This is a genomic window from Coleofasciculus sp. FACHB-1120 (assembly GCF_014698845.1).
Taxonomy (GTDB): Bacteria; Cyanobacteriota; Cyanobacteriia; order Cyanobacteriales; family FACHB-T130; genus FACHB-T130.
On record NZ_JACJTV010000004.1, the window covers coordinates 231705 to 255889 of the forward strand.

Genomic DNA, 24185 nt, shown 5'->3' on the forward strand with positions numbered 1-24185 from the left:
CAAGTTAACTAGCGCGATCGGAATCGCTTTTTTGACAACAAACACAGTTGATTGGGACACTACGTTACTGGTGTTTTTGCGTGTCTATATCTATAAAAGCAAGCCACTCACTGAGATAACCCTGACTTTTGCTGAAATTGGCACTGAGAAATCAATAACTTGTCACGGACTTACAATTAAAGTAATATTTTTAACAAAGCTCATTAGGGTATAAGTTGTTTTCCAAGGGGTAGTCATGTCGCAACGCTCCCTTATGGTGCGTTCGGAGTGTATCCAGCAAGCTAAATCTGCTTATCAGCGGAGTAGGTATGAAAGCCACAAGGATATTGCAGTAGATATCGGAGTATCACCAGATACAGTTCGCAAATTCTTCAATGGGAAACCTGTTGAGCGTAGGAATTTTTTGGAACTTTGCAATCTCTTGGATTTGGACTGGCAAGCGATCGCTGATTTAGACATTCAGGAAAGTGATATTCAACTTCCAGCTAGTGAATTAGAAATTCAAACAAAAATTAAAAGAAGATTAGAAGATAAAGCTAATATCTCCCAATCATTATTATTTGGTGTAGAAGAATATATAACAACGTTGAAAGAATATTTACAAGATAAAGAAGGTAGTTGGTTTATTAGTGTCGTCGGAACGGGAGGAGTTGGTAAGACATCTATTGTAGAGAAGTTAGTTAGAGAACATACAGTACAGTCAGGGTTTATTGATCTGGCTTGGGTAACAGCTAAAAGAACTTATTTTAGAGTCGAAGAGCGCTCAATTAGAGATATAGGTACGGCTTTAAATGTTGATGCTTTAGTTTCTGAAATAGCAGAGCAGCTACAGATAAACTTACCACCAACCATAGACGAACATTTTTCATATTTACAAAGTCAGCTAAAGTCTGCTCCTTATCTAATTATTATAGATAATCTAGAAACTCTGCAAGACTACACTGAGCTACTAACCAGATTTGACCCTTATAGCAAAAGAAATAATTTACGACCTAGCAAGATTATCTTTACTTCCAGGCAAAAAATCCAGAAGCTAACGATGGAGGTGAGGGAAGTAGAACTTAAAGGTATAAGTGTCAATCCAACTTTAAAGTTAATTCGATACAAGGGAGGACACATTCAACGTATTTATGATGCAAAAGATGATGAACTGTTACCAATATTTCATGCTACCAATGGTATTCCACTGATAATATTACTTGTCGTTAGTCTGATAGCAATCGATGACTCACCGTTAGATGAAATTATTCAGTCACTCATTAATCAAGATGAGCTTTACAAATATTTGTATGAGGAAGCTCTATTTTCAATTTCAGATAATGCTCTAAAAGTTTTGAAGTCAATGACTCGCTTCAGTGAGAGTATTCCAGTTCCACGTCGTCTACTAAAGCAACAAGCTGAGCTTAGTGATGATGAATTCAAAGAATCTGTAGGTGAGTGCATTCAGCATTCGCTGCTTATAAGTATTTCTAGACTTTCAGATGAGCCACGTTATTCAATACACAACTTACTATACGAGTTTTTGAGGGAATTGCAATCCAGTGACCAAACTTGATGAGAAAATTAATAAGCGCCAACTTCTTAGGGAAAGACTAAAATCCCAGAAAAAGACAGGAGATACTGCTAAACTTCTGAACACTTGGCTTTCTGAAACTGAGTCTAGCACCGATCTCGCTCACGTTTTACAGTCACTACAGGACAATCGAAAAGATTCTGAACAGTTGCCAATACGTTGTAAGGTAATAGTTAAATTTACTAACAAAGCGCTCCAAACAAATCAAGCTTTTGACTGGCTTCAAGCAATTGAGCAATTACTCCAAGACAATCAGAAGGTTGGAAAAGTTATACCAGCCGAGTTGTATATTTCAAAATATCTTTGCTTAAAAAACTTCAAAAACTTTGATCTGGAAGCTGAAAATTGCTTACATAGAGCAATTACGCTGTCTAACAATAATGAAGATAAAATTAAAGCCTACTTGGTGCTTGTCCTGTACTATGACGATATTAGTGAATACAAGAAGATGAAAGATGTAATTATTAAATGTGAAGCTTTTTGTGAAAAATACTCAATTCCTGAGGAATATTTAGCTCGTACTTTGGTTTTACTGGGTCGCTACAATTTTCGTAGATTTAAATTTGCTAAATCAAAAAAGTATTTCATTCAAGCCCAATTAAAACTAGAGTTATTATGCAAACAACAAAAATATAAATGGCTCCTCCGAACATTAAGCGAATGTTTACATTTCCTCGGCAGAATATATTTTGAGGAATATGAATTCATCAAATCTATTAACTTTTATGTTAAATCCCAAAAAGTTTTAGAAGAAGGCTGTGAGAAAAATAGTTTGACGCTAGATATTGGAGCAACTGCCTTCTATCACTTGCGACTAGGTCAGCTTCTTGAGGCTGCTCAAATTAAAGACAGTGCAAAATACCATTACGATAAAAGTCTACAACTCTTCATTGAGCATAATGGCGCACCATCTAGTTTAGTTCATCTAAACCTAGCCCTAGCCAATCTAGTTGAAAATAAATCTGATAATTCATATTCTGCTAAACAAAATTCTCATAAACAGGAAAAACAAATAAAAGATGCTGCGGAAAAAGCATTAAAAACTGGTTATCATCGTGGCTACCTAATGGCACTTGTACAACTGCTTTCGCTCTATATGAAGAATCTAAAAATTCATTTAGCGCTGAAAGTGGTTTGGGATATCTTTATATCAAAGGAATTTCAGGAGTTAGGTGGTATAGTTTTTGTACTGGCTTTTATATACAAAATTTTCTTAAAGTTATATTACAAAATAAAATACAATTTTTACAAAAAGTTTAAATATGATAAAATTCTCTATAGATGTCTTTGTTTAGATCCTAAATGCAAGTTAAATAACAAGTAATACCGAAGCAAGTTGATAAATGCTAGGGACAATGGAAAGTAGAGTATGAAAGATCGCATCCTCACTACAAAAATGCGAGCGCTCTCTTTCCTCACTTCACGCTAATTTCTGTCTGAAGCAGAATCCCGCTTCAGCTTAGGAAAGCGGTAAAAGGTATCTCCATCAGCATCTACTTCTGGCAGCACTCCAAACATCTGCACCTGACGATCCAGGTATTCCTTTGCCAACGGGACATCTACTCTTGCCGCTGCTGTTAGTTGAATGAGCGAAATACAACTATCTTGAGCTTCTAGCAATTGATAAAAAGCATTTTCTAGCTGCATCTGCTGCTGTCGTTGCTGGGAGGCATTGTAAAACAACAAACCCGCCATCACACTGGCGGTGATGATAAAGATTACCTCAAAAATCGCCATAAATTTCCCGATTTTATAGCACAGAGGGTGAGCGATCGCGCAATGCTGGCATTGCTGTCCCACCCACCCTATTAATAGCTCTTTATTGGAGCTGGATGTTTATGCAGTTTGTGGCGGAATTAAATTCTCCGTCCCCTGGATTACCTTAGCCGAGACAATCTTGTCACCTGCATCGAGTTTTTCCAGCACTTCTTTACCCTTGGTTAAATAGCCAAAAACTGAATATCTCCCATCCAACAGGTTGCGACCCGCTGGGGTCAATTCTGGCTCAAACAGGAAGAAAAAGAACTGAGAAGAACCTCCGTTGGGTTCTGTTTCCGGACGAGCCATTGCTAAGGCACCATAAGCTGAGAAGGGAAGCACGGGCAGGTCAAGGTAACGTCCTGCGTCTTCTAAGGTGATGCCATAGGTGGGTTCTTTGTCGCCTCTCGCTAGCACTTCTAAAGGAACTGCCCGGTATTTACCAGTTTCTGGGTCAATAAACCCTTGATCTGGGCCAGGAGGATCTCCCACTTGCAGCACGTAGGAGTCTTCGGCGCGGACAAATTCTAGCCCGTTATAGAAACCACGCTGGACTAAATCCACAAAGTTACCCGCAGTCACGGGCGCACTGTAACCGTCTACTACTAGGGTCAGGGGGCCTTTCTCTGTTGTCATTTCTATGGTGGCGCGTCCCTTGAGTTGAGGCAGATTACTGTAGGCTGAGGGCACCTCGAAGGGGAATCCCGGCACCATTAGCTCTTCTAGCTGACCCACGAGATCGAGAACGTTGCCCCGTTCCGCCTGAGTTTGTTCTTTATCTTTGGCTTCCACGGTTTCTCGAAGCTTCCCGAATTGGTCTTCTATCTTCGCAATTAGGGCTTCTGCTTGAGATTTTTGCGACGGAGAGACGCCCGCGAGCAAGTCGGAGGAGCGATCGCTTAAAATTCGAGATGCCTTGCTAACATCGCTGGCGATCGCACTCCAACGCTTACTTCGCAGTTGTATGGAAATATCTTCTAAATCGGCTTGCATTTCCCGCACTGCTTGATTGTCAATGGGTAGGGCATACCGTAACAAAGCTTTACCATCTGTGATGGCATTTCCCGATGGCAATCCACTATCACGGGCAGTTTTGCCAGAATCCCACCAAGCAGCGCTGAGTCCTGCTGAGAGTGTCATCATCAGCACTACTAAGACGCCTGTTAAAGCCAAGCGTTTGAACCAATCGAGCGTGGAACGGTTTGAATCAAGCATAAATTAATTCCTGCATGCTGCTTTCCCGACTGCGGTTGAAGCTTTCACGCTTACCAAAAACTCCATTTTTAATCTTGCCACACGGGTGTCCCGACCCAGCGACATTAGACGCAGCCGATCGATCTACGAGTAATAGGAAGAACCTCCGCTCGCGGTAAAATGAGGTGCCGATTGTTCTCCCCTAGATAAAGATTCATGATTTCGAGTAACGACTTTAGAACTGGCGTCACCATTGAATTAGATGGAGCTGTGTGGCGGGTAGTAGAATTTCTCCACGTTAAGCCAGGGAAAGGAGCTGCGTTTGTCCGCACTAAGCTAAAAAATGTGCAGTCAGGCTCCGTTGTGGAACGAACCTTCCGAGCCGCAGAAACGGTGCCCCAGGCAAATCTGGAAAAGCGCACGATGCAGCATACCTACAAAGAAGGCGACCAGTTCGTGTTTATGGACATGGAAACCTATGAAGAAGCAAGCCTGAATGCGGTTCAGATTGGCGATCGCGTAAAGTACCTTAAGGAAGGCATGGAAGTGAACGTCATCAGCTGGGGCGAGCAGATCATGGAAGTGGAACTGCCCAACTCCGTAGTGCTGGAAGTGACGCAAACCGATCCCGGTCTCAAAGGCGATACCGCCACTGGCGGCTCGAAACCCGCAATCGTGGAAACAGGTGCCCAGGTGATGGTTCCCCTGTTTATCACGGTCGGAGAGCGGATCAAGATTGATACCCGTAGCGATACCTATCTGGGTCGAGAATAATGCAAAAGTTTTTAGTCAGTGGTCAGGGGTCAGCGGTACAGAAGAAACAACCAACAACCAACAACTGACACTGACCTTGAGACGAGATTTACCCTTGTCTCTACCAAGCAACAATTAATCCCTGACTACTGACATCCTTTTTCTCATGTCCATAGACTTCAACGATCTCCGTGAACTGCTGGCAGCGATCGCGCAAACCGATATTACAGAGTTGACACTCAAAAGCGCTGATTTTGAACTCACCGTGCGGAAAGATCCGCGCGGAGGTTTGCCGGTCTTGCCACCCGCCCTGGCAGGGAGTGGGAGTCCCGAAGTCTCGGCTCCCCCCTCCCAGGCATCTCCGTCCATGCCGTCCAGCCCGAACTTAGAGGCGGTGCCACGAACTGCCCCGCCGACCACTGCTGGTTCTCCCATTGATAGAAGACTCGAAGATGTCAAATCACCGATGGTGGGGACGTTTTATCGCGCTCCCTCACCGGATGATTCTCCATTTGTGGAAGTGGGCGATCGCATCCGTACCGGACAAACCGTCTGCATCATTGAGGCAATGAAGCTGATGAATGAAATTGAAGCCGAGGTGTCCGGTACAGTGATAGAAGTTTTGGTTCAAAACGGCGAACCGGTTGAGTATGGTCAACCGCTAATGCGGATTAATCCCGAATAACTTTAGCATTTGTCGCCGTTGTACGGAGGCATCTGTGATGAATCCTTCAAAAAGTTTATTTCCAAAATTTACTATTTTTGGAGTAAACTTTTTTGTATAATTTAATTCTCTAAAAATTGCCTCTTAATAATGGAAATATCGATTAGGTTTTCTAATTACGCATATTTCCATTATTTAATTCTCCAGAATTTACTTTAGCAAATCATCTCTAAAGCTGCCCAGGTTTCTACCCTAATAGGTCTGACAAATTTAATAATTATTCATAGTTATAATGACTTAATAGCTATTAAGCAAAAAACATCATATATAATCAGGTTGAACTATCATTTCTGGTTAGTCTCATGCGACAAGCTTTGTCTGTACCACCAGAATCTGTACCGTCAGAAGTTGTACAACAACTTGCAGAATACTTCAGCATCTTGAGCGAACCAATGCGGTTGCGGATTTTGAACTTCCTACGCGACGACGAGAAATGCGTACAAGAATTGGTTGAGGCAACACAAACCAGTCAGGCTAACGTTTCTAAACATCTAAAAGTGATGATGCAAGCCGGTATCCTGAGTCGCCGCAGCGAAGGGACATCGGCTTATTACAAAGTGGAAGATGAGTTGATTTTTGAATTATGCAACTTAGTTTGCGATCGCCTTGCCGCTCGGATTGAACAGCAAGCCCGCCACTTCCGTGACTTTAGCTTAAGCGCCAGAAAGTAAACAAAGCCCTACAAATCAAAATTTTTCTCAAAGTTTTGGCGAGTCAGAGGTTGATTGAGTTCCAACCCTTCACCGCCCAAAACTTCCAACCGTTTTCCCTCTACATCAATCCAAACATTGGTATTGGGATTGATACTGGTGGCCGTATAGAGGATTTGCGCCACGCGACCTGTCATCGAGGCACTACCGCCACCAGCAGTAAATTCTTCGGACAAATCTACATGAATACCATCCTCCCGAACATCCAGATTTCGTAGCTGCGTTCCCTTGGGAATCGTGCTGCTGTAAGCCGGATCGTTCGGGCCTGCTAACAAGCGATTGAACGCACCTTCTAGAATGTTCTCAGACTTGACTCCTGCCTGTATTTTGACCGGAGCGGGCACCACCTCAATCTTGCTACCACTACTCTTGAGCCAGTAGACTTGAACCGTCTTCTGACTAGATAGTTGCTGAGCGGACGGCTTCACAGAGGGTTGCACAGATGGCTGTACAGATGGCTGCACAGATGCCTGAGGCGCAGTAGTCGGTTGGATAGCCGTAGAAACTGACGGTGTTGGAGAAGAGTCTGTATTTGCTGCCTGTTGCTCCCCTGGGCTACAAGCCGCCAAAGCCATCGCCAAAACACTAACGGCGATGCCAATACCGATTCGACGGCCTGATTGTTGAACTTTCATATCAATTTCCCTCCTTAAAATTTATTTGGATGCTGGTGAGGAGGTTTTGTTGAGGAATACAGTGAAGATGAGCGCTGCTCCGGATAATTCTAACGTTGAGTAGATGCGGAAGCAGTGTCTAGCTTTTCTACTCTTACAAATGCAGCTAACTCTAGTTGTTCCTTATTTAAATCTAATTTTAGGAGTCGGGCAGCAATCCCTCTATCCTCCAAGGTGCGGAGATCCAAGCGGCTATTGAGACCGGACACGAAAGAGGCAACCAGGAGGGGTGGCACTGGCATCCCATTGACCAAGACATTTGGCTCGATCAATTGCAACTGATGCTCAGACACGATACCTAGCCCTGATTCCACCGAGACAACCAGTTTATCTGCATTTCCCGGCTCCTGCAATTCCAACTGGAAACGCAGCCGGTTATCTCCCAGAAATTCCACTTGAGGATTGACAAACTCATAGCGCTGAACCAGCATATCAGCGTTGCTGCCAAGAATGCGGCTTCCCAGTTTACGCAATTGAGCGCTGACGGCGGGTGACTGTAAAGCTTGATTGATATCTTGCTGGGTAATCACCAAACGCACCCCAGCTTGTAAAGGTTGCTTCAACAATTCAGTCGGTCGCACTCTCTTCTGCCGGAGACGCGCCACATCCAGGTTAATGGGGTCGGTTTCCATTTCCAGCGCTGCAATCCGAAATTCTGGCGTCACCCACAACCCTCGCCCACCAATCCGCACTCGTTGGACTTTTCCTCGCACGATTTGGAAATTTGGAGCATTGTCAACGCGGACTTGCAACTGCTCCACTTTATCAAACCGTGAACGAATGGCATTCGCAGCGATACGGTCGATGGCGAAATTAACAGGGGAAACTAGAGTAAGCAAACCAGATAGAAAAATTGCTATAAATTCCATAGTTCTCGCTTGAATTTTCTGGATTTGCACAATGACACGATTTTCTGAAATCTCGCGCACAGACGCATAGTTTTTAGGAGTGATAAAAGCGCCTTGGCATCAAATATCATCTAAGTGTTTTTTTGAAACACAAAGGCACAAAGACACAGAATGAGAATCTTGTATCTTTGTGCCTTTGGGGTGAATTGTTATTGATTTAAAGCAGCATCAATCTGCTGCTTTAAGGTAGTCACAACTTCCTCCACAGGAATTTCCTGGGATTTGCGAGTCGCCCGTTCAACGACTTCCACTTTGCCACTATTGAGCGATCGCCCGGTTACGATTCGATAGGGTATCCCAATTAAATCGGCATCTTTGAACTTTACGCCCGCTCGTTCATCGCGGTCATCCAAAAGGGTTTCGATTCCCGCTTGATTCAACTGGGTGTATAGTTTTTCGGCAACTTCCACTTGTTGGGCATCGCTAGTGTTGGGAACTGAGATGATGACGTGATAGGGCGCGATCGCAACAGGCCAGATAATTCCATCTTTGTCATAAGATTGTTCTACTGCTGCCTGCGCTAACCGCGAAACCCCAAGACCATAACAACCCATCACCAGAGGAATTTCCTCCCCTTGTTCGCTAGTGTAAGTGGCTCCCATCGCTTGAGAATACTTATTACCTAGCTGGAAAATGTGTCCTACTTCAATACCTCGGGCAGTTCGGAGCGTTTGAGCGGGATCGTGCATCGCGCGATCGCCCGGTCGTGCCTTGCGGATATCTACAACCCCTTCTGGTAACTTAAATTGCTCGCCCCAATTAGCACCCACAACGTGGTATTCCAAGTCGTTAGAACCTGTGACGAAGTTTTTTAGCTCGACCGCAGTGTTATCGACCAATCGCAAAAACCGGGGAGCCAAATTTTTAGCCGAACAGATGTAATCGTCTGCGATATCGGGAGCGATATAGCCCAAAGGTAGGGGTCTGGTCGCCCATAGTTGCTGAAGCGCCGCCGCTGGCACCTCTACAGATAGCACCGTTTTAGCTTGGTATTCTGGTGCCAGTTTTGCCAGAGCGTTGTGTAACTTTACCTCATTAACTTCTTGGTCGCCCCGGATACTAATCAGTACCAGCACCGTCAAGCCATTGTCATAAACTGCCTGGTAGAGAACGTTTTTCACCACTTGAGTCGGCGAACACTTGAGGAATCTACAGAGTTTATCAATGGTATCGGCGTCCGGCGTCTTCCGCTTCTCATAAGTCTTAAACGGAGAGGGTTCGATGTCAGCAGGTAAAGAAACCGCTTTTTCTACATTAGCGGCGTACTTGCCATCTTCGGTGTAAAGAACCTCATCTTCCCCAGCTTCAGCCAGCACCATAAATTCTTGAGAACCAGACCCCCCAATCGCGCCAGAGTCAGCTTCTACAGCACGGAAGGCTAAACCAGTCCGGCTTAACATCTTGCTGTAAGCATGGTGCATATCCTGATAAGTTTTTTTCAAGCTTTCTTCATTGACGTGGAACGAATAGCCATCCTTCATGATGAATTCCCGTCCTCGCATTAAACCAAACCGGGGGCGAATTTCATCCCGAAACTTCGTTTGAATTTGGTAGAGGTGCAGAGGCAACTGGCGGTAGGAGCGAATCGTATCACGAGCGATCGCTGTAATTACTTCCTCATGCGTTGGCCCCAGCCCCAGTTCCTGCTCTCGGCGGTCTGTCAGGGCAAACATGATCCCTTCCGCTTTGGTATAAGTATCCCAGCGCCCCGACTGCTGCCACAATTCAGCGGGTTGTAGTTGCGGGAGTAGACACTCTTGTGCGCCGGTTGCATTCATCTCTTCCCGCACAATATGAGAGATTTTTTGCAGCACCCGCCACATGAAGGGTAAATAGGCGTAGATACCGCTCCCGATGCGACGAATGTAGCCTGCACGGAGCAGTAATTTATGGCTGGGGATTTCCGCTTCCGCCGGTTCTTCCCGCAGAGTGACAAAAAACATTTGTGACAGTCGCATCGCTGGTTCCCTCTACAGATTGGATAATCGATATCTCAGTTAAGTCTAGAATGTCCACAAGTTCACAAGAAAACCACTTTGCCCGATTTAATGAGTCCGGCTCAGCCTCCTCTAGAATTTATTCCACCGGCGCTCAACCCCCTGGTTTTACGAGCCGCCCAACAAGTGCTACCTGGCTGCATACGTTCCCAAACAGCGATTACCCAAATTCAAGCAGAAAACGTTGAGATTTTAGTCGATTTATATCGCCAATTTCAGGATGGGAAGATCCGCTTTATGATGGCATTTCGCCATCCCAGAGTTGAAGATCCGCTGTGCATGAGCTATCTGCTTTGGAAATTAGTACCGCGGCTGGCACGAGAAAAGGGTATCTCACTACAGCACCCGATTCATGCCCACTTTCTTTATGACCGAGGGATTCCTTTATGGGCGGGAGCGCACATGGGCTGGCTCTATTCTCGCTTAGGTGGTACCCCTATCCATCGCGGTAAGGCAGACTGGACGGGATTGCGTTCGGCTCGTGACCTGTTTGCCAATGCTCGGTTTCCGATAACCGCTTCCCCAGAAGGAGCCACCAATGGTCACAACGAGATTATCAGCCCCCTAGAACCAGGAATTGCACAATTAGGCTTTTGGTGTGCTGAAGATTTGCAGAAGGCTGGACGAGGGGAGCAAGTTTTAATTTTGCCAGTGGGAATTAAATACCGTTACGTCGAAGCTCCCTGGAAAGAGATAGAAAAGCTTTTAGGCGAATTGGAAGTAGCGAGCGGTTTGCCAGAAGGAAAGTTAAAGGGTGAATTGAAAGGCGAATTACAGGGTGAAAATTTAAATCCATCTGCTAACCTGCAACCTTTCCAAGCTTCTCTCTATCAGCGGCTGTGTCGTTTAGGCGAACATTTACTCTCTTTGATGGAGGAGTTTTACACCCGGTTTTATCATCAAACTTTGCCGACTGTAGAAGCATCCCCCAGCAATGCGAATGAAGCTTTGGCGATTCGACTTCAAGCACTACTGAACGTGGCACTACAGGTAGCAGAGGAGTATTTTAACCTACCATCCAAGGGAAGTGTGATTGACCGTTGCCGTCGTCTAGAGGCGGCTGGCTGGAATTACATCTATCGGGAAGACCTGAAGAATATTAAAGCGCTGTCTCCTCTAGAACGCGGATTGGCGAATCGAATTGCTGAGGAAGCCAGCCTTCGGATATGGCATATGCGGTTGGTCGAAACTTTTGTAGCCGTAACTGGACAATATGTTCTGGAGAAACCAACCGTAGAGCGGTTTGCCGAGACGACCTTACTTTTATGGGATATGGTAACTCGAATCAAAGGCAGCAATCCCTTCCAGCGTCCTCGATTAGGTAGGCAACGAGTAGAGATGAGTGTAGGGCAACCCATCTCGGTTTCAGAACGCTACCCGGTCTATCAGGCAAATCGGCACGGTGCGAGACTTGCGGTGGCTGATTTAACTAAAGATTTGCAACACGCGATGGAAGGTTTGATTGCTTCGGCTGGATGAAATCCCAAGTTCCTGAATAAGTTAGCTCGTGGTTGGCTCGTGAAAATCCGCAGGATGACACTGATAAAATCTTGCGGATTACGAGTAACAATTTCATCCAGATTATTCATGATTGCTGTACTCAGAACAAATGCAATTAATTTCCCAAATGGATACTGAACAAGGGTTTCAGTATTGATTTTCCTCGTGTTTTCCAAACCTGCGAAAATCTCCAAGTTTATTACATCCGGCTATTTAATAGCGAATAACGACTTCCCCGATTACGTCTTCCTTTAGTTAGAAATCTTGTGACATTTTTGCCATCTTATTGATGGATTTGTAATGGGGATCATATCTGTCTTCAGCAGGGTTAAACTTACATCGTTTATTCGTTAATTTTCTTTAAGTAAGTGAAAAGCAGTTTCCTGAAGAACTGAGGAAACAAAGCAATTATTAGTTTTCCGGAGGGTTAATTATGACATCTAGCACCATGAATGCCTACGATCAAGGTAAACAAGCTTTTCAAGGCATGGACGTAGACCAGCAGCTTGCCGTGCTGTGGTTTGTATACACCAAGATGGGCAAATCTATTACACCAGCCGCTCCAGGTGCTTCTGGTTCTGATATTGCTCAAGGATTGTTCAATCAAGTAAAAGAACTATCTCAAGAAGAACAACTACAAGTTCAGCGTGACATTGCTTCTAAAGCGAATACACAAATTAGTCGTGAATATGGTTCTCTGAGTCCAGAAACCAAACTAGCATTTTGGTACTTTTTAGCGCAGGGAATGGACAATGGCACTATCATTCCGATGCCTCCGAACTATGAACTTTCCCAAGCTGGGAAAGACTTATTAGGACGAATTGAAGGAATGGACTTTCAGCACCAAATCGATTTTCTACGCGGTGCGGTGCTACCGATGGGTGCCGAGGCAGCTCCTGGTTCTGACATCTAGAAAGCATATTAACTTTTTGTTGAATTCCTCCTCTATATGCCCCGCTATATTGTTAAGCAATTAGCGGGTTTTTTGAATCACTAATCGTTTGCACCAACCGGATAGCTAGCCCAGAATTCAAATTCCGGGCTAATCACTCAAGTCCATTGAAATGGGCTAAAAGCCTTGATATATTGGAATTTTAGCCCCGATAAAGTCTGAGTAGACGGATTTGGTTTGTATAGCTCACAGGTGAAAACCTGGAGCTATACAAAGTTTCGCAAGAAGTTTAGTTTTTAAGGGTAGCTAAATTCAACTTCCCTAGCTGTTACTGTTGTGCCTACTGCTTCTGGCGCACCGACTACTAAATTCATCTGGTCGCAATAAACAGTTAGCAAAGGCTGACCTAAGTTTAACTGGGAAAAAGGGCTTGCTGCTGGGATTTCTAGCTTGCCGCTCATTGCCTTCAGTTGAGATTCAAACTGACTTTTGAAGAAAAGCAAATTGTAATTTTGGCTACTAAACGCAGTCCCCATTAATGGCTGTCGCCACCATGTAGAGATAGGTAATAAGGCATCTGTGTAGCTGAGACTGCATAGTAATTGATCGCCTTGGCGGACGGTGACACCAGCGCGATCGCCTTTTTCCCAGGTAAACTCAGCAAGTTCCTTCGGTAAACCCCAGATTCTTCTCCCACCAGCAACAGAATCTGCATTATCTACATAGATGTGGGACACCCAACCGCCGAATTTGTCTTCATATTTGACCATCGCTGGGATAACAATTAACTCGCTATACTCCAGCACGGAACCCGATCCGTAATAGGAAAGATAAACCCCGCCTAGGGTTTTTCCAGGGAAAACTGAGACGATTTCTAACTCTGGAGGGATGAATGGACGCGATCGCTCAACATCTATCAAGTGCAGGGTTTGTAGCGCGTAACCCTGGAGCGTCCAAGGTGCTTGTGGATATGACATTTTCAACTCCTACAATCCTATTCATTTTTATTAAGACTTTTTCTTAAACAAATAAACATCATCACGTTGATAGGTTAATTGAAATTCTGGGGTATTTTTTAGTTGATTTGCCAGCTTAGCAGCAAATTCTTGGCTAACAGTTCCGCCAGCACCGCCTGGGTAACGCACATTGAGCAATATATACTCAAAAGGAGACAGATCGGCAGGGAGCGGACTCAGATCGTCCACTAGATTGATTGTCTGGCGGTGGGTTAAATGGGGTGTAATCCGATTGGTGGTTAACACACCGCCTTTCGTTTGCACTTGAGCGATCGCTTCTCGCGCTGCTTGCCACGTATCAACGGAATTTTGATATTTCGACCAAAAATAGCCATACTTTCCTAACGCTAAGAAAGCTACTAGCGACCACACAATTATTGCCCGTTTGTTTCGCAGCCAACTTCGATTTGCGGCAAGGCTGGAAATGACAACGAGCATCAAAAAAGGCAGAATTGGCAAAGAATATTGGTGGAGTAAATCCCGTTGGTGTGGTTTGTCGGAAAGAATGTTTAACGCCAACGCAGGAATCGCACTGATTAGAGGCGTCATGTGGCGGGGAGAAAGTCCCCAAATTACCGGCAAAACCAATAGCGCCAAATATTCAAGTGTCTTGAATGAAAAAATTCTTCCCAATATCAACCCAGGCTTAAACAGCAGATTTCTAGCAATATCTAGAACTGAGTCACCGAGATAGCTGTAACGTGACACAGCGGCTACTTCGCTACCACTGAAAGATGGAATAATTAGCTGAGTTGCAATTAGGAACCAAGCGATACCAGCACAAAGGGCAAATGCACCATATAAACGCCGCTTCTCAAACACCAGCAACCAAATTCCCATCGCCGATACAGTCAGAGATAAAACAGCTTTACACCCCAAAATAAAAATAATACTGGTACAAAACCACCCAATTCGATTTTGCCTAGCACACCATACCGCTGCTAAGAAGGCAGGAACAGCCATCACTTCCGGGTGGAATTCAAACAAATTTGCATTAAAAATTAGCGGGTAAAGTAAGTAGACTGCTGATATTACGATTGCTTGCGATTCTTTCAACCCCGCTTGACGCGCTAGGTGCCACATTGGTAAAGCACCTAAAGATAAAGCGACGGCTTGTACTACTAACAACCAATGAACATTGGGATAAATTTTGTACAGGAAAGACAGTAGATAAACCGCCCAAGCAGCATGGTTCCCCATGTGATGAAAGCCAAGAATCGAAGAAATTGGCGGCTGTCCTTGGCTCATTAAATAAACTACTTGGTCATAAATTCCTAGGTCATAAGCCCCCGATTGAAACATAGAGTGTCGTAGACTACTGCACGCAAATAGTATTACGGTACTTGCGCCAATCATCAATGACAGGGCACTCGGCTTGATTCGTTTTTTTTTCATAAGATGTTTTTCCCGCAGAGAACGCAGAGAATTAGCTATTGCTGGATACTTTACGTCCTAATCCCAACCCAGCCTAAAAGTCGATTGCTAAATCTTTTTGCATTTTAAATAGAAAGAATATCCTTCATCAGGGTATTCGCTCAGTCCCACTGAATCAATCAGTTCTAGGCGGCTAAATCTTCCTGTTCTTAAACTAAAAGGCATCGGGGAGACAGCCTTTTTATCTACGACTTTAAACCCAAATTTTTCTATGTTGTTAATTAAATCTTCTGGGCAGTATTCAATTTTATGTTCCGGATGAACAAAGCCCATTTTAACTTGTAAACGAGTAAGTTTTCGATTGGGAGTATCCAAACAAAAATAGCCTCCCGGTTTTAGGACACGATGAACCTCCATATATACTTTTTCAGCTTCGTTTTCTGTAATGTGTTCAATACTCTGTCCTGACCAAACCAAATCAATTATTTCATTCTCAAAATTAGATAAATCCGTCATGGATTGATAATAATAGGTTACTTTAGTGCCTTGAGGCGTTGTTACTTCATTCGTAGGCAGGATAGCGGAACCGAACATTCTTTGTTCAGGAGGCAAATCAATAATATGGACTCGATCGGGAATAGAAGGATACCCCATCGCCAGTAAGCTTCCTTCTACGAGATGACCAGCAGCGCCCCCAAGATCCAAGATTACCTTAGCAGGAGGGAGATGTTCTTGGACAAGGGTTAAACGCGCTAAATGGTGGGAAAGGATTCCATTCGTTTTGAATAACTTTCTTTCAGTTTCAGCAGGAATCATCAAAAACGAAAAAATTAATGATGTTCGTGTTATTTCACCAGAATCTAGTTTCTTTAAATAAAATTGAACTTCTTCTTCTAAAGGAGGTGAATTAATTAAATATTTATAAAGATTAATTATATAGGTTTCATTATTCGTTTGAATCTTGGTTAGCTGATAGAAGGAATTAATTGTTAAGAAGCTTGAAATTAAAAGTAAGTCGAAGGGATAAAATATTAAATATCTAAAAACTTTAAAAGCTAGAAGCTTTTTGTTTTGTAATGAATTTTGCATATTTTAATTAAATATTAATCAAAAACAATTCAGGTTCAAATTAGGGCTATATCAAGTCATCGGATTAGTTTATTGTGAATTTAGCATAATTGTCAGAGTTCTTGTAAAACTTGGTTTAGTGAATGTTGATTTTATTTTGATAGTGCAAAAAGCACAGCATTTTAGGGTAACTTAATAGCTGGGCGATCGCATTTGTAAGGGCGAAGGTTTCGACCCTGCTTTTACCTTTTGCTATTTTTCTTATCCTGCCCAAAGGTGTTGGGCAAATCGAATGGATAGCGGAACAAGTAAGACGGTAAAAAAGCCGATTGTGGCATATCCCCAACGCGGGTGACGGGAAAGTAATAAGCCAAGCGCGATCGCAAGTGACACAATGCCGTAAGCAATCCGCCCAATCGACCAAGTTCCTCCAGAGGACAAAATTAAACCCAAGCCGCAAAATCCATAAATTACGGTTACTAAACTGAGTTGATTCCGGAAGTGCCATAACAAGTAGCCACCCCCCACTAACGAAACCGTATTAATTAATGGATCGCCTGCTTGTAACCACAAAATTAACCATAAAACACAAAAGCCGTATCCAACTTTAACCGAACCTAATTTTTGCCGGAATCGCCACAGTAAATAGCCACAGCCGACAAGGATTAAAAATAGCAGCGGATGCCAAGGATCTTTAATCCCGCCATACTTCCAATTGGCAGTGCCAATCGAAATTTGCATTAGCATTTTCCACCAACCCTGCCAATCAAATCCGACTGAAGGTCGCCATCCTCGCTGTGCGTGAATAAACGCTAAAGGGTCTGCAAATCGAATCCAGCAATACAAACTAAATAGAAGTAACCCTCCAGCAGTCGCTAGACTGGCAACGTAGGCGATGAGGGGTCTGCGTTCTTTCCAGGCGGCAATCAGAAAGGCGGGGATGAGGGCGATTCCGGTGGGACGGGTGGCAGTTGCTAATGCACCGCACAGGGATAACCAGGCATATTGACGTTTATCAAAGGCTCGTAAAGCCGCAGTGCTGAAGAATAAAAATAGCCCTTCCGTGTAAATTACGGTTCCAAATAGGGAAAACGGACACCAAGCCAATACCGCACTTGCCCACCGTGCAGCACTTCTACCATGACGTTCTTCGACCCAAAAGTATACAAGGGCGATCGCTCCTAATAATGCCAAATTATTTACTAGCGTGCCCGCAACTTCAAACGGCAAGCCGAGGGTCATTACTCCCCGGATGAGTAAAGGGAAAACGGGGAAAAAGGCAACATTATGTCCTTGTCCGTCATTCGCGTATTCGTAACCAGAGACAGCGATCGCTCGATAATGAATGCTATCCCAGCCCTCAAAAACTCCCCAACCAGATGTAGGCATCATGTTTGAGGGACTTGGAAGTGCAGGCGCAACCACCATCATTGCGATCGCAATGATGAGTCGGCTGCATAGCCACATTGCTGTTGCAAAGACGAACCCATTCGTGCTTATGTCTTTTTTTTCAACAGCAGCAGCTTCCACAGTTGCAGCATATTTTTCCATAGATGCCCCACTCAGTTGCTCTTCCCAATCTTACTCATTGACACTCATCTGGCCCACGATTGAGCGCTTATGGTGAGTAATAATACCCCGATCTTTATCAATCCGCTCAGATGAGATGTGAAGGATGAACCCCAAGCAATTTATAGTGGAATTGCCCCTGAATCCTTAAATGATTGTGAAAGCGATTACTCTCCTTGGCTCCACTGGCTCTATCGGGACTCAGACGCTAGATATTGTGGCTCAAAACCCGGAAAAGTTCAGAATCGTGGGGTTGGCAGCAGGGCGCAACGTGCCGATGCTTGCCGCACAGATTCGGCAGTTCCGACCGAAAATTGCCGCTATCTGTCAAGAAGACAAATTGTCTGAACTGAAAGAAGCGATCGCAGACCTCGACCCCCAACCAATCCTGTTAAGTGGGGAAACTGGGGTCGTTGAAGTCGCCCGCTACGGCAATGCAGAAACGGTCGTCACCGGAATTGTGGGCTGTGCGGGGTTATTACCGACCATTGCCGCGATTGAAGCCGGGAAAGATATTGCTTTGGCGAATAAGGAAACTTTAATTGCGGGTGCCCCCGTGGTTCTGCCGCTGGTAGAGAAACACGGTGTGAAGCTGTTGCCAGCGGACTCTGAGCATTCTGCAATTTTTCAGTGTCTCCAAGGCGTCCCCAAAGGCGGCTTGCGACGGATTCTGCTCACGGCTTCTGGTGGTTCTTTCCGCGATTTGCCTGTCGAGAAATTAGCCTCTGTCACGGTTGCAGACGCCCTGAAGCATCCCAATTGGTCGATGGGTCGCAAAATTACCATTGACTCCGCTACATTGATGAATAAGGGGCTGGAAGTGATTGAGGCGCACTTCCTCTTTGGCATGGATTACGATGGCATCGAGATTGTCATCCATCCCCAAAGCATTATTCACTCGCTCATTGAATTGCAAGATACGTCAGTCTTAGCTCAGTTGGGTTGGCCTGATATGCGTTTGCCGCTACTTTATGCCCTATCCTGGCCTGAGCGAATCTATACCGACTGGGAACCGCTAGATTTGGTGAAAGCTGGAAATCTCACTTTCAAGGAACCCGATCACGAGAAGTATCCCTGTATGCAATTGGCGTATGCAGCAGGTCGTGCCGGGGGTTCGATGCCTGCGGTCTTGAATGCGGCGAACGAACAGGCAGTGGCGCTATTTTTAGAAGAAAAAATTCAATTTTTGGATATTCCTCGTTGCATCGAATCAGTTTGCGATCGCTTTACTTCCCAAAACCGCTCAACTCCTACTCTCGATGACATCATTGCCGCAGACAAATGGGCAAGACAGGAAGCACTTGAGGTCAGTCAGCAGTTGCACAAAGGTAGTAGCGCCACAGTCGTGCGTTAGGGAATTTTCTAGTCTTCCTTTAATAACTCACCAACTCATTTTCTACCCCGAACAAAGAATTTTGTAGTATCTTCCCAGACTCCTCGCTCGGTTGTTAGTTTATCAATTTCTGCTCTGTACTCAACTTGGAACTGCTCTAATTGTTCCGGTGATAGTTTCGCCAGCAGCGGATTTCCTTTAAAACTTAAATTAATCCCCTTCCAGGATAAGTCGTCATCCCTTAGATGGCGATACCGTCCAGACGGCTCAATTTTGATTTCGATATCTCTAAAACCTGCTTTTTGTAGCAAATTACGACACTTTTCTGGAGTACCGAGTGTTTCGAGGATGTGTGGTAGCGATATCCCCAATACTCTAGCGCAGATATTCCTGTAAACATCTCCCAGATAAGCTGTTTCCGGAGGACAGGTAAATGCTACAAATCCTCCTGTTTTCAGGAAGCGATACCACTTTTGTAAACTAGCAGGAATATCAGTAAAAAGTACAATTGCCTCACAGCAGAAAACAGCATCAAAACAACCATCATTAAAGGTGATGGATTCTGCATCTGCCTCAATCAATTCGATGTTTTTTAAGGAAGCTGCTTCAACTTTAACTCTAGCTTGATGGAGCATTCCCGGAGACATATCTATGCCAATGATATGGCCTTCCAAACCCACTTTCTGAGCGGCAGGAATCGCCAATAAACCTGTTCCAGTAGCCACATCAAGGATTTTATCTCCCTTCTGAATGGGGACAAATTCAAGTAGGAGATTGGCTTCAAGTGGATGGCGAGTTCCTTCCTCACAATCGTAGGTAGTTCTAGAATTATAAAATTCAATTACCTGTTGCTTGTAACTATTCATAATTCAATGAGTTGGTAATTTATGCGACTATAGTAGTCCTACTTGATTTGGAAAAAAAAACGACCGCAGAGAGGGAGATTAGAGAAACTTACGAATCCGCAAACGTGGTTCGTAATATTCAAGGAGAATAAAATTGGAAACTTATGCAGCCTGAAAGTCCTGATTTTGCAGCAACCCGAAAATAAAGTTAGAAACTAGAGAAATGTTTGTCTTTGAGGGCAGCTAAATTATAAACAATAAACCAACAATAAACTTGGAAACTGTCACACTGTAAGAAATACTCGCAAAGGATCTTTCAGAGGAAAAACAGTTTTTCTTGCCATAGTTAAGTAAAGTTACACAATACTATTTTTACCTAACGGGTCTAAAGATTCTTTCATCTGCTGCGCCGCTTCTATATCCGGACGTAAACCTGCTCGACGCACTAACTTCCACTGCTGAGCATTTTCGTCAAGAAAATGCTCAGCAGCATACTTCACTCGACGTACGGCAAACTGTTCTCGGTGCTCTACTACCTCCGCCAGAACTTGTGCTGTTAGGGGTAACTTATCAAGTTTTAGGAGGAGAGTAGAAGGAAGTCTATTTCCTCCAGAAGGAGTGGAAAATTCACAAACTGGGGCGGATGAATCAGTTCCTTGTCCGTCCCAGCTTGTTAGAGCTTGCAGAAAACATTCTGGAAAAGAGTCCTTTTACGGAATGGTTATCAGGTTACTTTGTCGCCTGCTCCACAAGACTGGGTAACTTTGTTGAAAATTCTTTAATCTGCATAAAATTGCTTTCTCCGAGAGATAAGTAAATAATGACTTGAGAATAGGGGCATTGCCATGAAGAGGAGAAAAGCACGAGTCAGGAGTACGCTACCCTGGGCTTCTACGCTAATCGGAGTCATGGGGTTTCTGACTGGAGTACCAACGCCAGTGGTAGGACAAGCTAATCCTCCCCAGGCAACCCAACAGTCAGCGGAACTGGAGTCAGCCAAGCAGCTGAACAAACAGGTAGACCAGCTTTACCAGCAAGGGCAATATGCTATAGCGATTCCCCTAGCCAAACGCGCCCTCGCTATTCGGGAAAAAGTGCTGGGCAAAGAGCATCCCGCTGTTGCCCTCAGTCTCAACAGTCTGGCAGTGCTGTACCGCTTACAGGGGAACTACAGCTCTGCCGAACCTCTCTATCAACGCTCCTTGGCAATCCGGGAGAATGTGTTGGGACTAGAGCATCCCGATGTTGCCCTCAGTCTCTACAATCTGGCAGAGCTGTACCAAGCACAGGGGAACTACAGCTCTGCTGAACCTCTCTACCAACGCTCTTTGGCAATCTCTGAGAAAGTGGTGGGCAAAGAGCATCCCTATGTTGCCAACAGTCTCAACGGTCTGGCAGAGCTGTACCAAGCACAGGGGAACTACAGCTCTGCTGAACCTCTCTACCAACGTTCCTTGGAAATCCGAGAAAAAGTGCTGGGACCAGAGCATCCCGATGTTGCTCACAGTCTCAACAGTCTGGCAGGGCTGTACCAGACACAGGGGAAGTACAGCTCTGCCGAACCTCTCTACCAACGCTCCTTGGCAATTTATGAGAAAGTGCTGGGACCAGAGCATCCCGATGTTGCCTCCAGCCTCCACAATCTAGCATCTCTGTACCGAGAACAGGGGAAGTACAGCTCTGCCGAACCTCTCCACCAACGCTCTTTGGCAATCTCTGAGAAGGTGCTGGGATCAGAGCATCCCGATGTTGCCTCCAGCCTCCACAATCTAGCATCTCTGTACCGAGAACAGGGGAAGTACAGCTCTGCCGAACCCCTCCACCAACGCTCCTTGGCAATTTATGAGAAGGTGCTGGGATCAGAGCATCCCTCTGTTGCAAAAAGCCTCAACAATCTAGCAATGCTGTACCAAGCACAGGGGAATTACAGCTCTGCTGAACCTCTCTTCCAACGCTCCTTGGCAATTTATGAGAAAGTGCTGGGACCAGAGCATCCCGATGTTGCCAACAGCCTCAACAATCTCGCAGCGCTGTACGAAGCACAGGGGAACTACAGCCAAGCTGAACCCCTCCACCAAAGCTCCTTGGTAATCCGGGAGAAGGTGCTGGGACCAGAACATCCCGATGTTGCTCAAAGTCTCAACAATTTGGCAGCCCTGTACCGAGCACAGGGGAACTACAGCTCTGCCGAACCTCTCTTTCAACGCTCTTTGGTAATCCGGGAGAAGGTGCTGGGTAAAGAACATCCCGATGTTGCCACCAGCCTCATCAATCTGGCAGCGCTGTACCAAGCACAGGGGAACTACAGCTCTGCCGAACCTCTCTTTCAACGCTCTTTGGCAATCTCTCAGAAGGTGCTGGGACCAGAGCATCCCGATGTTGCTCACAGTCTTAGCAATCTGGCAGCGCTGTACCAAGAACAGGGGAAGTACAGCTCTGCCGAACTTCTCCACCAACGCTCCTTGGCAATCTTAGAGAAAGTGCTGGGACCAGAGCATCCCCATGTTGCAAAAAGCCTCAACTATCTGGCATCTCTGTACCAAGCACAGGGGAACATCGTCCGTGCCCTTGAACTCCTGAACCGTGGCACTAATATCGAAGAACGCAACCTCGCCCTCATCTTCACCACTGGCTCCGAGGCTCAGAAAAGTGCCTACATCGCCACACTCTGGGGTACAACCAACTATACAGTCTCCCTGCAAACCCAGGACACATCCAACAACTCCCAAGCTACCCGCCTCGCTCTTACTACTATTCTGCGGCGCAAAGGCAGAGTCCTCAACGCCCTCACTGACAGCCTGCAAACTCTGCGCCAAAACCTCAAACCCTCTGACCAAAAATTACTTGACCAACTCGCTGCCACCCGCTCTCAACTGGCAGCACTACTGTTTAAGGGAACGGGTAATCTCCCCCCCAACCAGTACCGCCAGCAAGTCGCCACCCTGAAAGCTCAAGCCGACAAACTGGAAGCTACACTCTCTCGTCGTAGTGCCGAATTTCGTAGCGAATCCCAACCCGTCACCCTTGAAGCGGTGCAGCCGCTCATTCCTACTGATGCTGCCTTAGTTGAACTGATGTTGTACCAACCCTTCAACGCCAAAGCTACAAAACCAGATGAAAGGCTGGGTGCCCCTCGCTACGTCGCTTACGTCCTCCACTCTACGGGTGAACCCAAATGGGTAGACTTAGGCGAAGCCGCACTCATCAACCAAGCGGTTAATGACTTCCGCAAAGCACTGCGCTCTACCCTTTCCTCTAATGTCAAGCCAGTCGCCCGGACGCTGGATGAACTCCTCATGCAGCCCGTTCGTAAGCTTCTGGGCAACAGGCGAACCGTGCTGCTTTCCCCAGACAGCCAACTGAACCTGATTCCTTTCGCTGCCTTGGTTGATGAAAATAATCGCTATCTCGTCGAAAACTACTCCATCACCTACCTGAGTTCCGGACGTGACCTGTTGCGCCTCCAAAATCGCTCCAAAAGCAGTTCGGAACCTGTGCTGATTGCTAATCCTGATTATGACAAACCTGGCAACCCATCCGTGCCGGTTGCGACAACACGCAGCACTCTCAACCAGCGCTCTACAGACCTCGCCCAACTCCAGTTCGGCCCCTTACCCGGAACTGCCGCTGAAGCCGAAGCGATTGCCCCCATGCTACCAAGAGCTACCCTGCTGACCGGCTCACAGGCAACTGAAAATGCTCTCAAGCAACTCCAAAGTCCCAAAATTCTGCATATTGCGACTCACGGCTTCTTCTTCAATGACGTTCCCCTCGTTGCACCGCCCGATTTCTCCGGCTCATTGGTTCAAGACCGTGCCGCCATTGAAATCGTCCCCATTTCTGGCAACACCGAGAACCCCCTGCTGCGTTCGGGAATTGCTCTAGCCGGGTTCAACCCCCGTCAAAGTGGCAGTGAAGATGGAGTCCTGACGGCAATGGAAGCGGCCGGACTAAACCTATTAGGTACGAAGTTAGTGGTACTCTCAGCCTGTGAAACCGGATTGGGAGATGTTGCCAACGGGGACGGCGTTTATGGCTTGCGTCGTGCCTTGACCGTTGCCGGTGCCGAAAGTCAGCTAATCAGCCTATGGAAAGTCGATGATTTTGGCACCAAAGACCTGATGGCGAGCTATTACAAGCGCTTAATGGCGAATGTCGAGCGCTCTCAAGCTCTGCGTCAAACCCAACTAGAAATGCTCCAGAACCCACAGTACCAGCATCCTTTCTATTGGGCAGCTTTCATCCCCTCCGGCAATTGGACGAGCCTGGAGTCGGCGTCCCCCTAATCTCAATTAAC

The 24185-nt window shown here is 45.6% G+C and carries 20 protein-coding genes; 9 read left to right on the top strand and 11 right to left on the bottom strand.

Going from position 1 to position 24185, the window contains the following annotated elements; translation table 11 throughout:
* Positions 1-235: 235 nt before the first annotated feature.
* Both H6H02_RS06625 and H6H02_RS06630 read left to right on the top strand, forming a co-directional pair.
* On the top strand, positions 236-1555 hold the full coding sequence (locus H6H02_RS06625; protein WP_190815834.1) for an NB-ARC domain-containing protein: 1320 nt from the start codon (positions 236-238) through the stop codon (positions 1553-1555).
* Complete coding sequence (locus H6H02_RS06630; protein ID WP_190815836.1) at positions 1542-2897, top strand: hypothetical protein; 1356 nt, start codon at positions 1542-1544, stop codon at positions 2895-2897. The genes H6H02_RS06625 and H6H02_RS06630 overlap by 14 nt, the downstream gene beginning before the upstream one ends.
* Before the next feature lie 101 nt (positions 2898-2998).
* On the opposite strand, the gene H6H02_RS06635 is transcribed toward H6H02_RS06630, so the two are convergent.
* Positions 2999-3373, bottom strand: coding sequence for a hypothetical protein (locus H6H02_RS06635; RefSeq protein WP_347342573.1), 375 nt, complete (start codon positions 3371-3373; stop codon positions 2999-3001).
* A 36-nt stretch (positions 3374-3409) separates the two neighbouring features.
* Positions 3410-4546, bottom strand: coding sequence for a peptidylprolyl isomerase (locus H6H02_RS06640; protein WP_190815839.1), 1137 nt, complete (start codon positions 4544-4546; stop codon positions 3410-3412).
* 195 nt (positions 4547-4741) lie between these two features.
* Between H6H02_RS06640 and efp the strand changes: the two genes are divergently transcribed.
* The 3 genes from efp to H6H02_RS06655 all read left to right on the top strand — a co-directional run bounded on the left by efp (position 4742) and on the right by H6H02_RS06655 (position 6673).
* Positions 4742-5299, top strand: coding sequence for an elongation factor P (efp, locus tag H6H02_RS06645; RefSeq protein WP_190440430.1), 558 nt, complete (start codon positions 4742-4744; stop codon positions 5297-5299).
* A gap of 145 nt (positions 5300-5444) precedes the next feature.
* Positions 5445-5963, top strand: coding sequence for an acetyl-CoA carboxylase biotin carboxyl carrier protein (gene accB, locus H6H02_RS06650; protein ID WP_190410538.1), 519 nt, complete (start codon positions 5445-5447; stop codon positions 5961-5963).
* A gap of 341 nt (positions 5964-6304) precedes the next feature.
* The gene (locus H6H02_RS06655; RefSeq protein WP_190815841.1) at positions 6305-6673 is read left to right on the top strand and encodes a metalloregulator ArsR/SmtB family transcription factor; all 369 of its coding nucleotides are present in this window, start codon (positions 6305-6307) and stop codon (positions 6671-6673) included.
* 8 nt (positions 6674-6681) lie between these two features.
* On the opposite strand, the gene H6H02_RS06660 is transcribed toward H6H02_RS06655, so the two are convergent.
* The 3 genes from H6H02_RS06660 to H6H02_RS06670 form a co-directional block, all read right to left on the bottom strand.
* Positions 6682-7347 (bottom strand): GerMN domain-containing protein, encoded by a 666-nt coding sequence (locus tag H6H02_RS06660; protein ID WP_190815843.1) that lies wholly within the window; start codon positions 7345-7347, stop codon positions 6682-6684.
* A gap of 89 nt (positions 7348-7436) precedes the next feature.
* Positions 7437-8255: a DUF2993 domain-containing protein gene (locus H6H02_RS06665; RefSeq protein ID WP_190815845.1), complete on the bottom strand. Its 819-nt coding sequence runs from the start codon at positions 8253-8255 to the stop codon at positions 7437-7439.
* Between the two features lie 188 nt (positions 8256-8443).
* Positions 8444-10252 (bottom strand): proline--tRNA ligase, encoded by a 1809-nt coding sequence (locus tag H6H02_RS06670; protein ID WP_190815847.1) that lies wholly within the window; start codon positions 10250-10252, stop codon positions 8444-8446.
* 78 nt (positions 10253-10330) lie between these two features.
* Here H6H02_RS06670 and H6H02_RS06675 point away from each other — a divergent pair, with 78 nt between their 5' ends.
* Positions 10331-11770, top strand: coding sequence for a 1-acyl-sn-glycerol-3-phosphate acyltransferase (locus tag H6H02_RS06675; RefSeq protein WP_190815850.1), 1440 nt, complete (start codon positions 10331-10333; stop codon positions 11768-11770).
* A gap of 454 nt (positions 11771-12224) precedes the next feature.
* The gene (locus H6H02_RS06680; RefSeq protein ID WP_190815852.1) at positions 12225-12704 is read left to right on the top strand and encodes an orange carotenoid protein N-terminal domain-containing protein; all 480 of its coding nucleotides are present in this window, start codon (positions 12225-12227) and stop codon (positions 12702-12704) included.
* A gap of 275 nt (positions 12705-12979) precedes the next feature.
* Here the strand turns inward: H6H02_RS06680 and H6H02_RS06685 are convergent, their stop codons facing one another.
* The 4 genes from H6H02_RS06685 to H6H02_RS06700 form a co-directional block, all read right to left on the bottom strand.
* A complete protein-coding gene (locus tag H6H02_RS06685) occupies positions 12980-13660 on the bottom strand; it encodes an acetoacetate decarboxylase family protein (protein WP_190815855.1) in 681 nt (226 codons plus the stop codon).
* A gap of 30 nt (positions 13661-13690) precedes the next feature.
* Positions 13691-15094, bottom strand: a complete 1404-nt coding sequence (locus tag H6H02_RS06690; protein ID WP_190815857.1) for a DUF2079 domain-containing protein — start codon at positions 15092-15094, stop codon at positions 13691-13693.
* A gap of 87 nt (positions 15095-15181) precedes the next feature.
* Positions 15182-16162 carry a methyltransferase domain-containing protein gene (locus H6H02_RS06695; RefSeq protein WP_190815859.1) on the bottom strand — a complete coding sequence of 327 codons (981 nt, stop codon included), beginning with the start codon at positions 16160-16162 and terminating at the stop codon, positions 15182-15184.
* A gap of 240 nt (positions 16163-16402) precedes the next feature.
* A complete protein-coding gene (locus H6H02_RS06700; protein WP_199329022.1) occupies positions 16403-17692 on the bottom strand; it encodes a mannosyltransferase family protein in 1290 nt (429 codons plus the stop codon).
* Between the two features lie 175 nt (positions 17693-17867).
* Here H6H02_RS06700 and dxr point away from each other — a divergent pair, with 175 nt between their 5' ends.
* Positions 17868-19064, top strand: coding sequence for a 1-deoxy-D-xylulose-5-phosphate reductoisomerase (gene dxr, locus H6H02_RS06705; protein ID WP_190816003.1), 1197 nt, complete (start codon positions 17868-17870; stop codon positions 19062-19064).
* A 35-nt stretch (positions 19065-19099) separates the two neighbouring features.
* Here the strand turns inward: dxr and H6H02_RS06710 are convergent, their stop codons facing one another.
* Together H6H02_RS06710 and H6H02_RS06715 are read right to left on the bottom strand one after the other, a co-directional pair.
* Positions 19100-19909: a methyltransferase domain-containing protein gene (locus H6H02_RS06710; protein ID WP_190815861.1), complete on the bottom strand. Its 810-nt coding sequence runs from the start codon at positions 19907-19909 to the stop codon at positions 19100-19102.
* Between the two features lie 335 nt (positions 19910-20244).
* Complete coding sequence (locus tag H6H02_RS06715) at positions 20245-20388, bottom strand: hypothetical protein (protein WP_190815863.1); 144 nt, start codon at positions 20386-20388, stop codon at positions 20245-20247.
* A gap of 345 nt (positions 20389-20733) precedes the next feature.
* Here H6H02_RS06715 and H6H02_RS06720 point away from each other — a divergent pair, with 345 nt between their 5' ends.
* Entirely contained in the window at positions 20734-24174 is a 3441-nt protein-coding gene (locus tag H6H02_RS06720; protein ID WP_242040584.1) for a CHAT domain-containing protein, read from the top strand.
* Positions 24175-24185: the final 11 nt, after the last annotated feature.

Bases quoted from the DNA above. Each gene is read 5' to 3' on its own strand.
- H6H02_RS06625 (WP_190815834.1), top strand. From the start codon at position 236: ATGTCGCAACGCTCCCTTATGGTGCGTTCGGAGTGTATCCAGCAAGCT.
- H6H02_RS06640 (WP_190815839.1), bottom strand. From the start codon at position 4,546: ATGCTTGATTCAAACCGTTCCACGCTCGATTGGTTCAAACGCTTGGCT.
- efp (WP_190440430.1), top strand. From the start codon at position 4,742: ATGATTTCGAGTAACGACTTTAGAACTGGCGTCACCATTGAATTAGAT.
- accB (WP_190410538.1), top strand. From the start codon at position 5,445: ATGTCCATAGACTTCAACGATCTCCGTGAACTGCTGGCAGCGATCGCG.
- H6H02_RS06655 (WP_190815841.1), top strand. From the start codon at position 6,305: ATGCGACAAGCTTTGTCTGTACCACCAGAATCTGTACCGTCAGAAGTT.
- H6H02_RS06660 (WP_190815843.1), bottom strand. From the start codon at position 7,347: ATGAAAGTTCAACAATCAGGCCGTCGAATCGGTATTGGCATCGCCGTT.
- H6H02_RS06665 (WP_190815845.1), bottom strand. From the start codon at position 8,255: ATGGAATTTATAGCAATTTTTCTATCTGGTTTGCTTACTCTAGTTTCC.
- H6H02_RS06670 (WP_190815847.1), bottom strand. From the start codon at position 10,252: ATGCGACTGTCACAAATGTTTTTTGTCACTCTGCGGGAAGAACCGGCG.
- H6H02_RS06680 (WP_190815852.1), top strand. From the start codon at position 12,225: ATGACATCTAGCACCATGAATGCCTACGATCAAGGTAAACAAGCTTTT.
- H6H02_RS06685 (WP_190815855.1), bottom strand. From the start codon at position 13,660: ATGTCATATCCACAAGCACCTTGGACGCTCCAGGGTTACGCGCTACAA.
- H6H02_RS06690 (WP_190815857.1), bottom strand. From the start codon at position 15,094: ATGAAAAAAAAACGAATCAAGCCGAGTGCCCTGTCATTGATGATTGGC.
- H6H02_RS06695 (WP_190815859.1), bottom strand. From the start codon at position 16,162: ATGCAAAATTCATTACAAAACAAAAAGCTTCTAGCTTTTAAAGTTTTT.
- H6H02_RS06700 (WP_199329022.1), bottom strand. From the start codon at position 17,692: ATGGAAAAATATGCTGCAACTGTGGAAGCTGCTGCTGTTGAAAAAAAA.
- H6H02_RS06710 (WP_190815861.1), bottom strand. From the start codon at position 19,909: ATGAATAGTTACAAGCAACAGGTAATTGAATTTTATAATTCTAGAACT.
- H6H02_RS06720 (WP_242040584.1), top strand. From the start codon at position 20,734: ATGAAGAGGAGAAAAGCACGAGTCAGGAGTACGCTACCCTGGGCTTCT.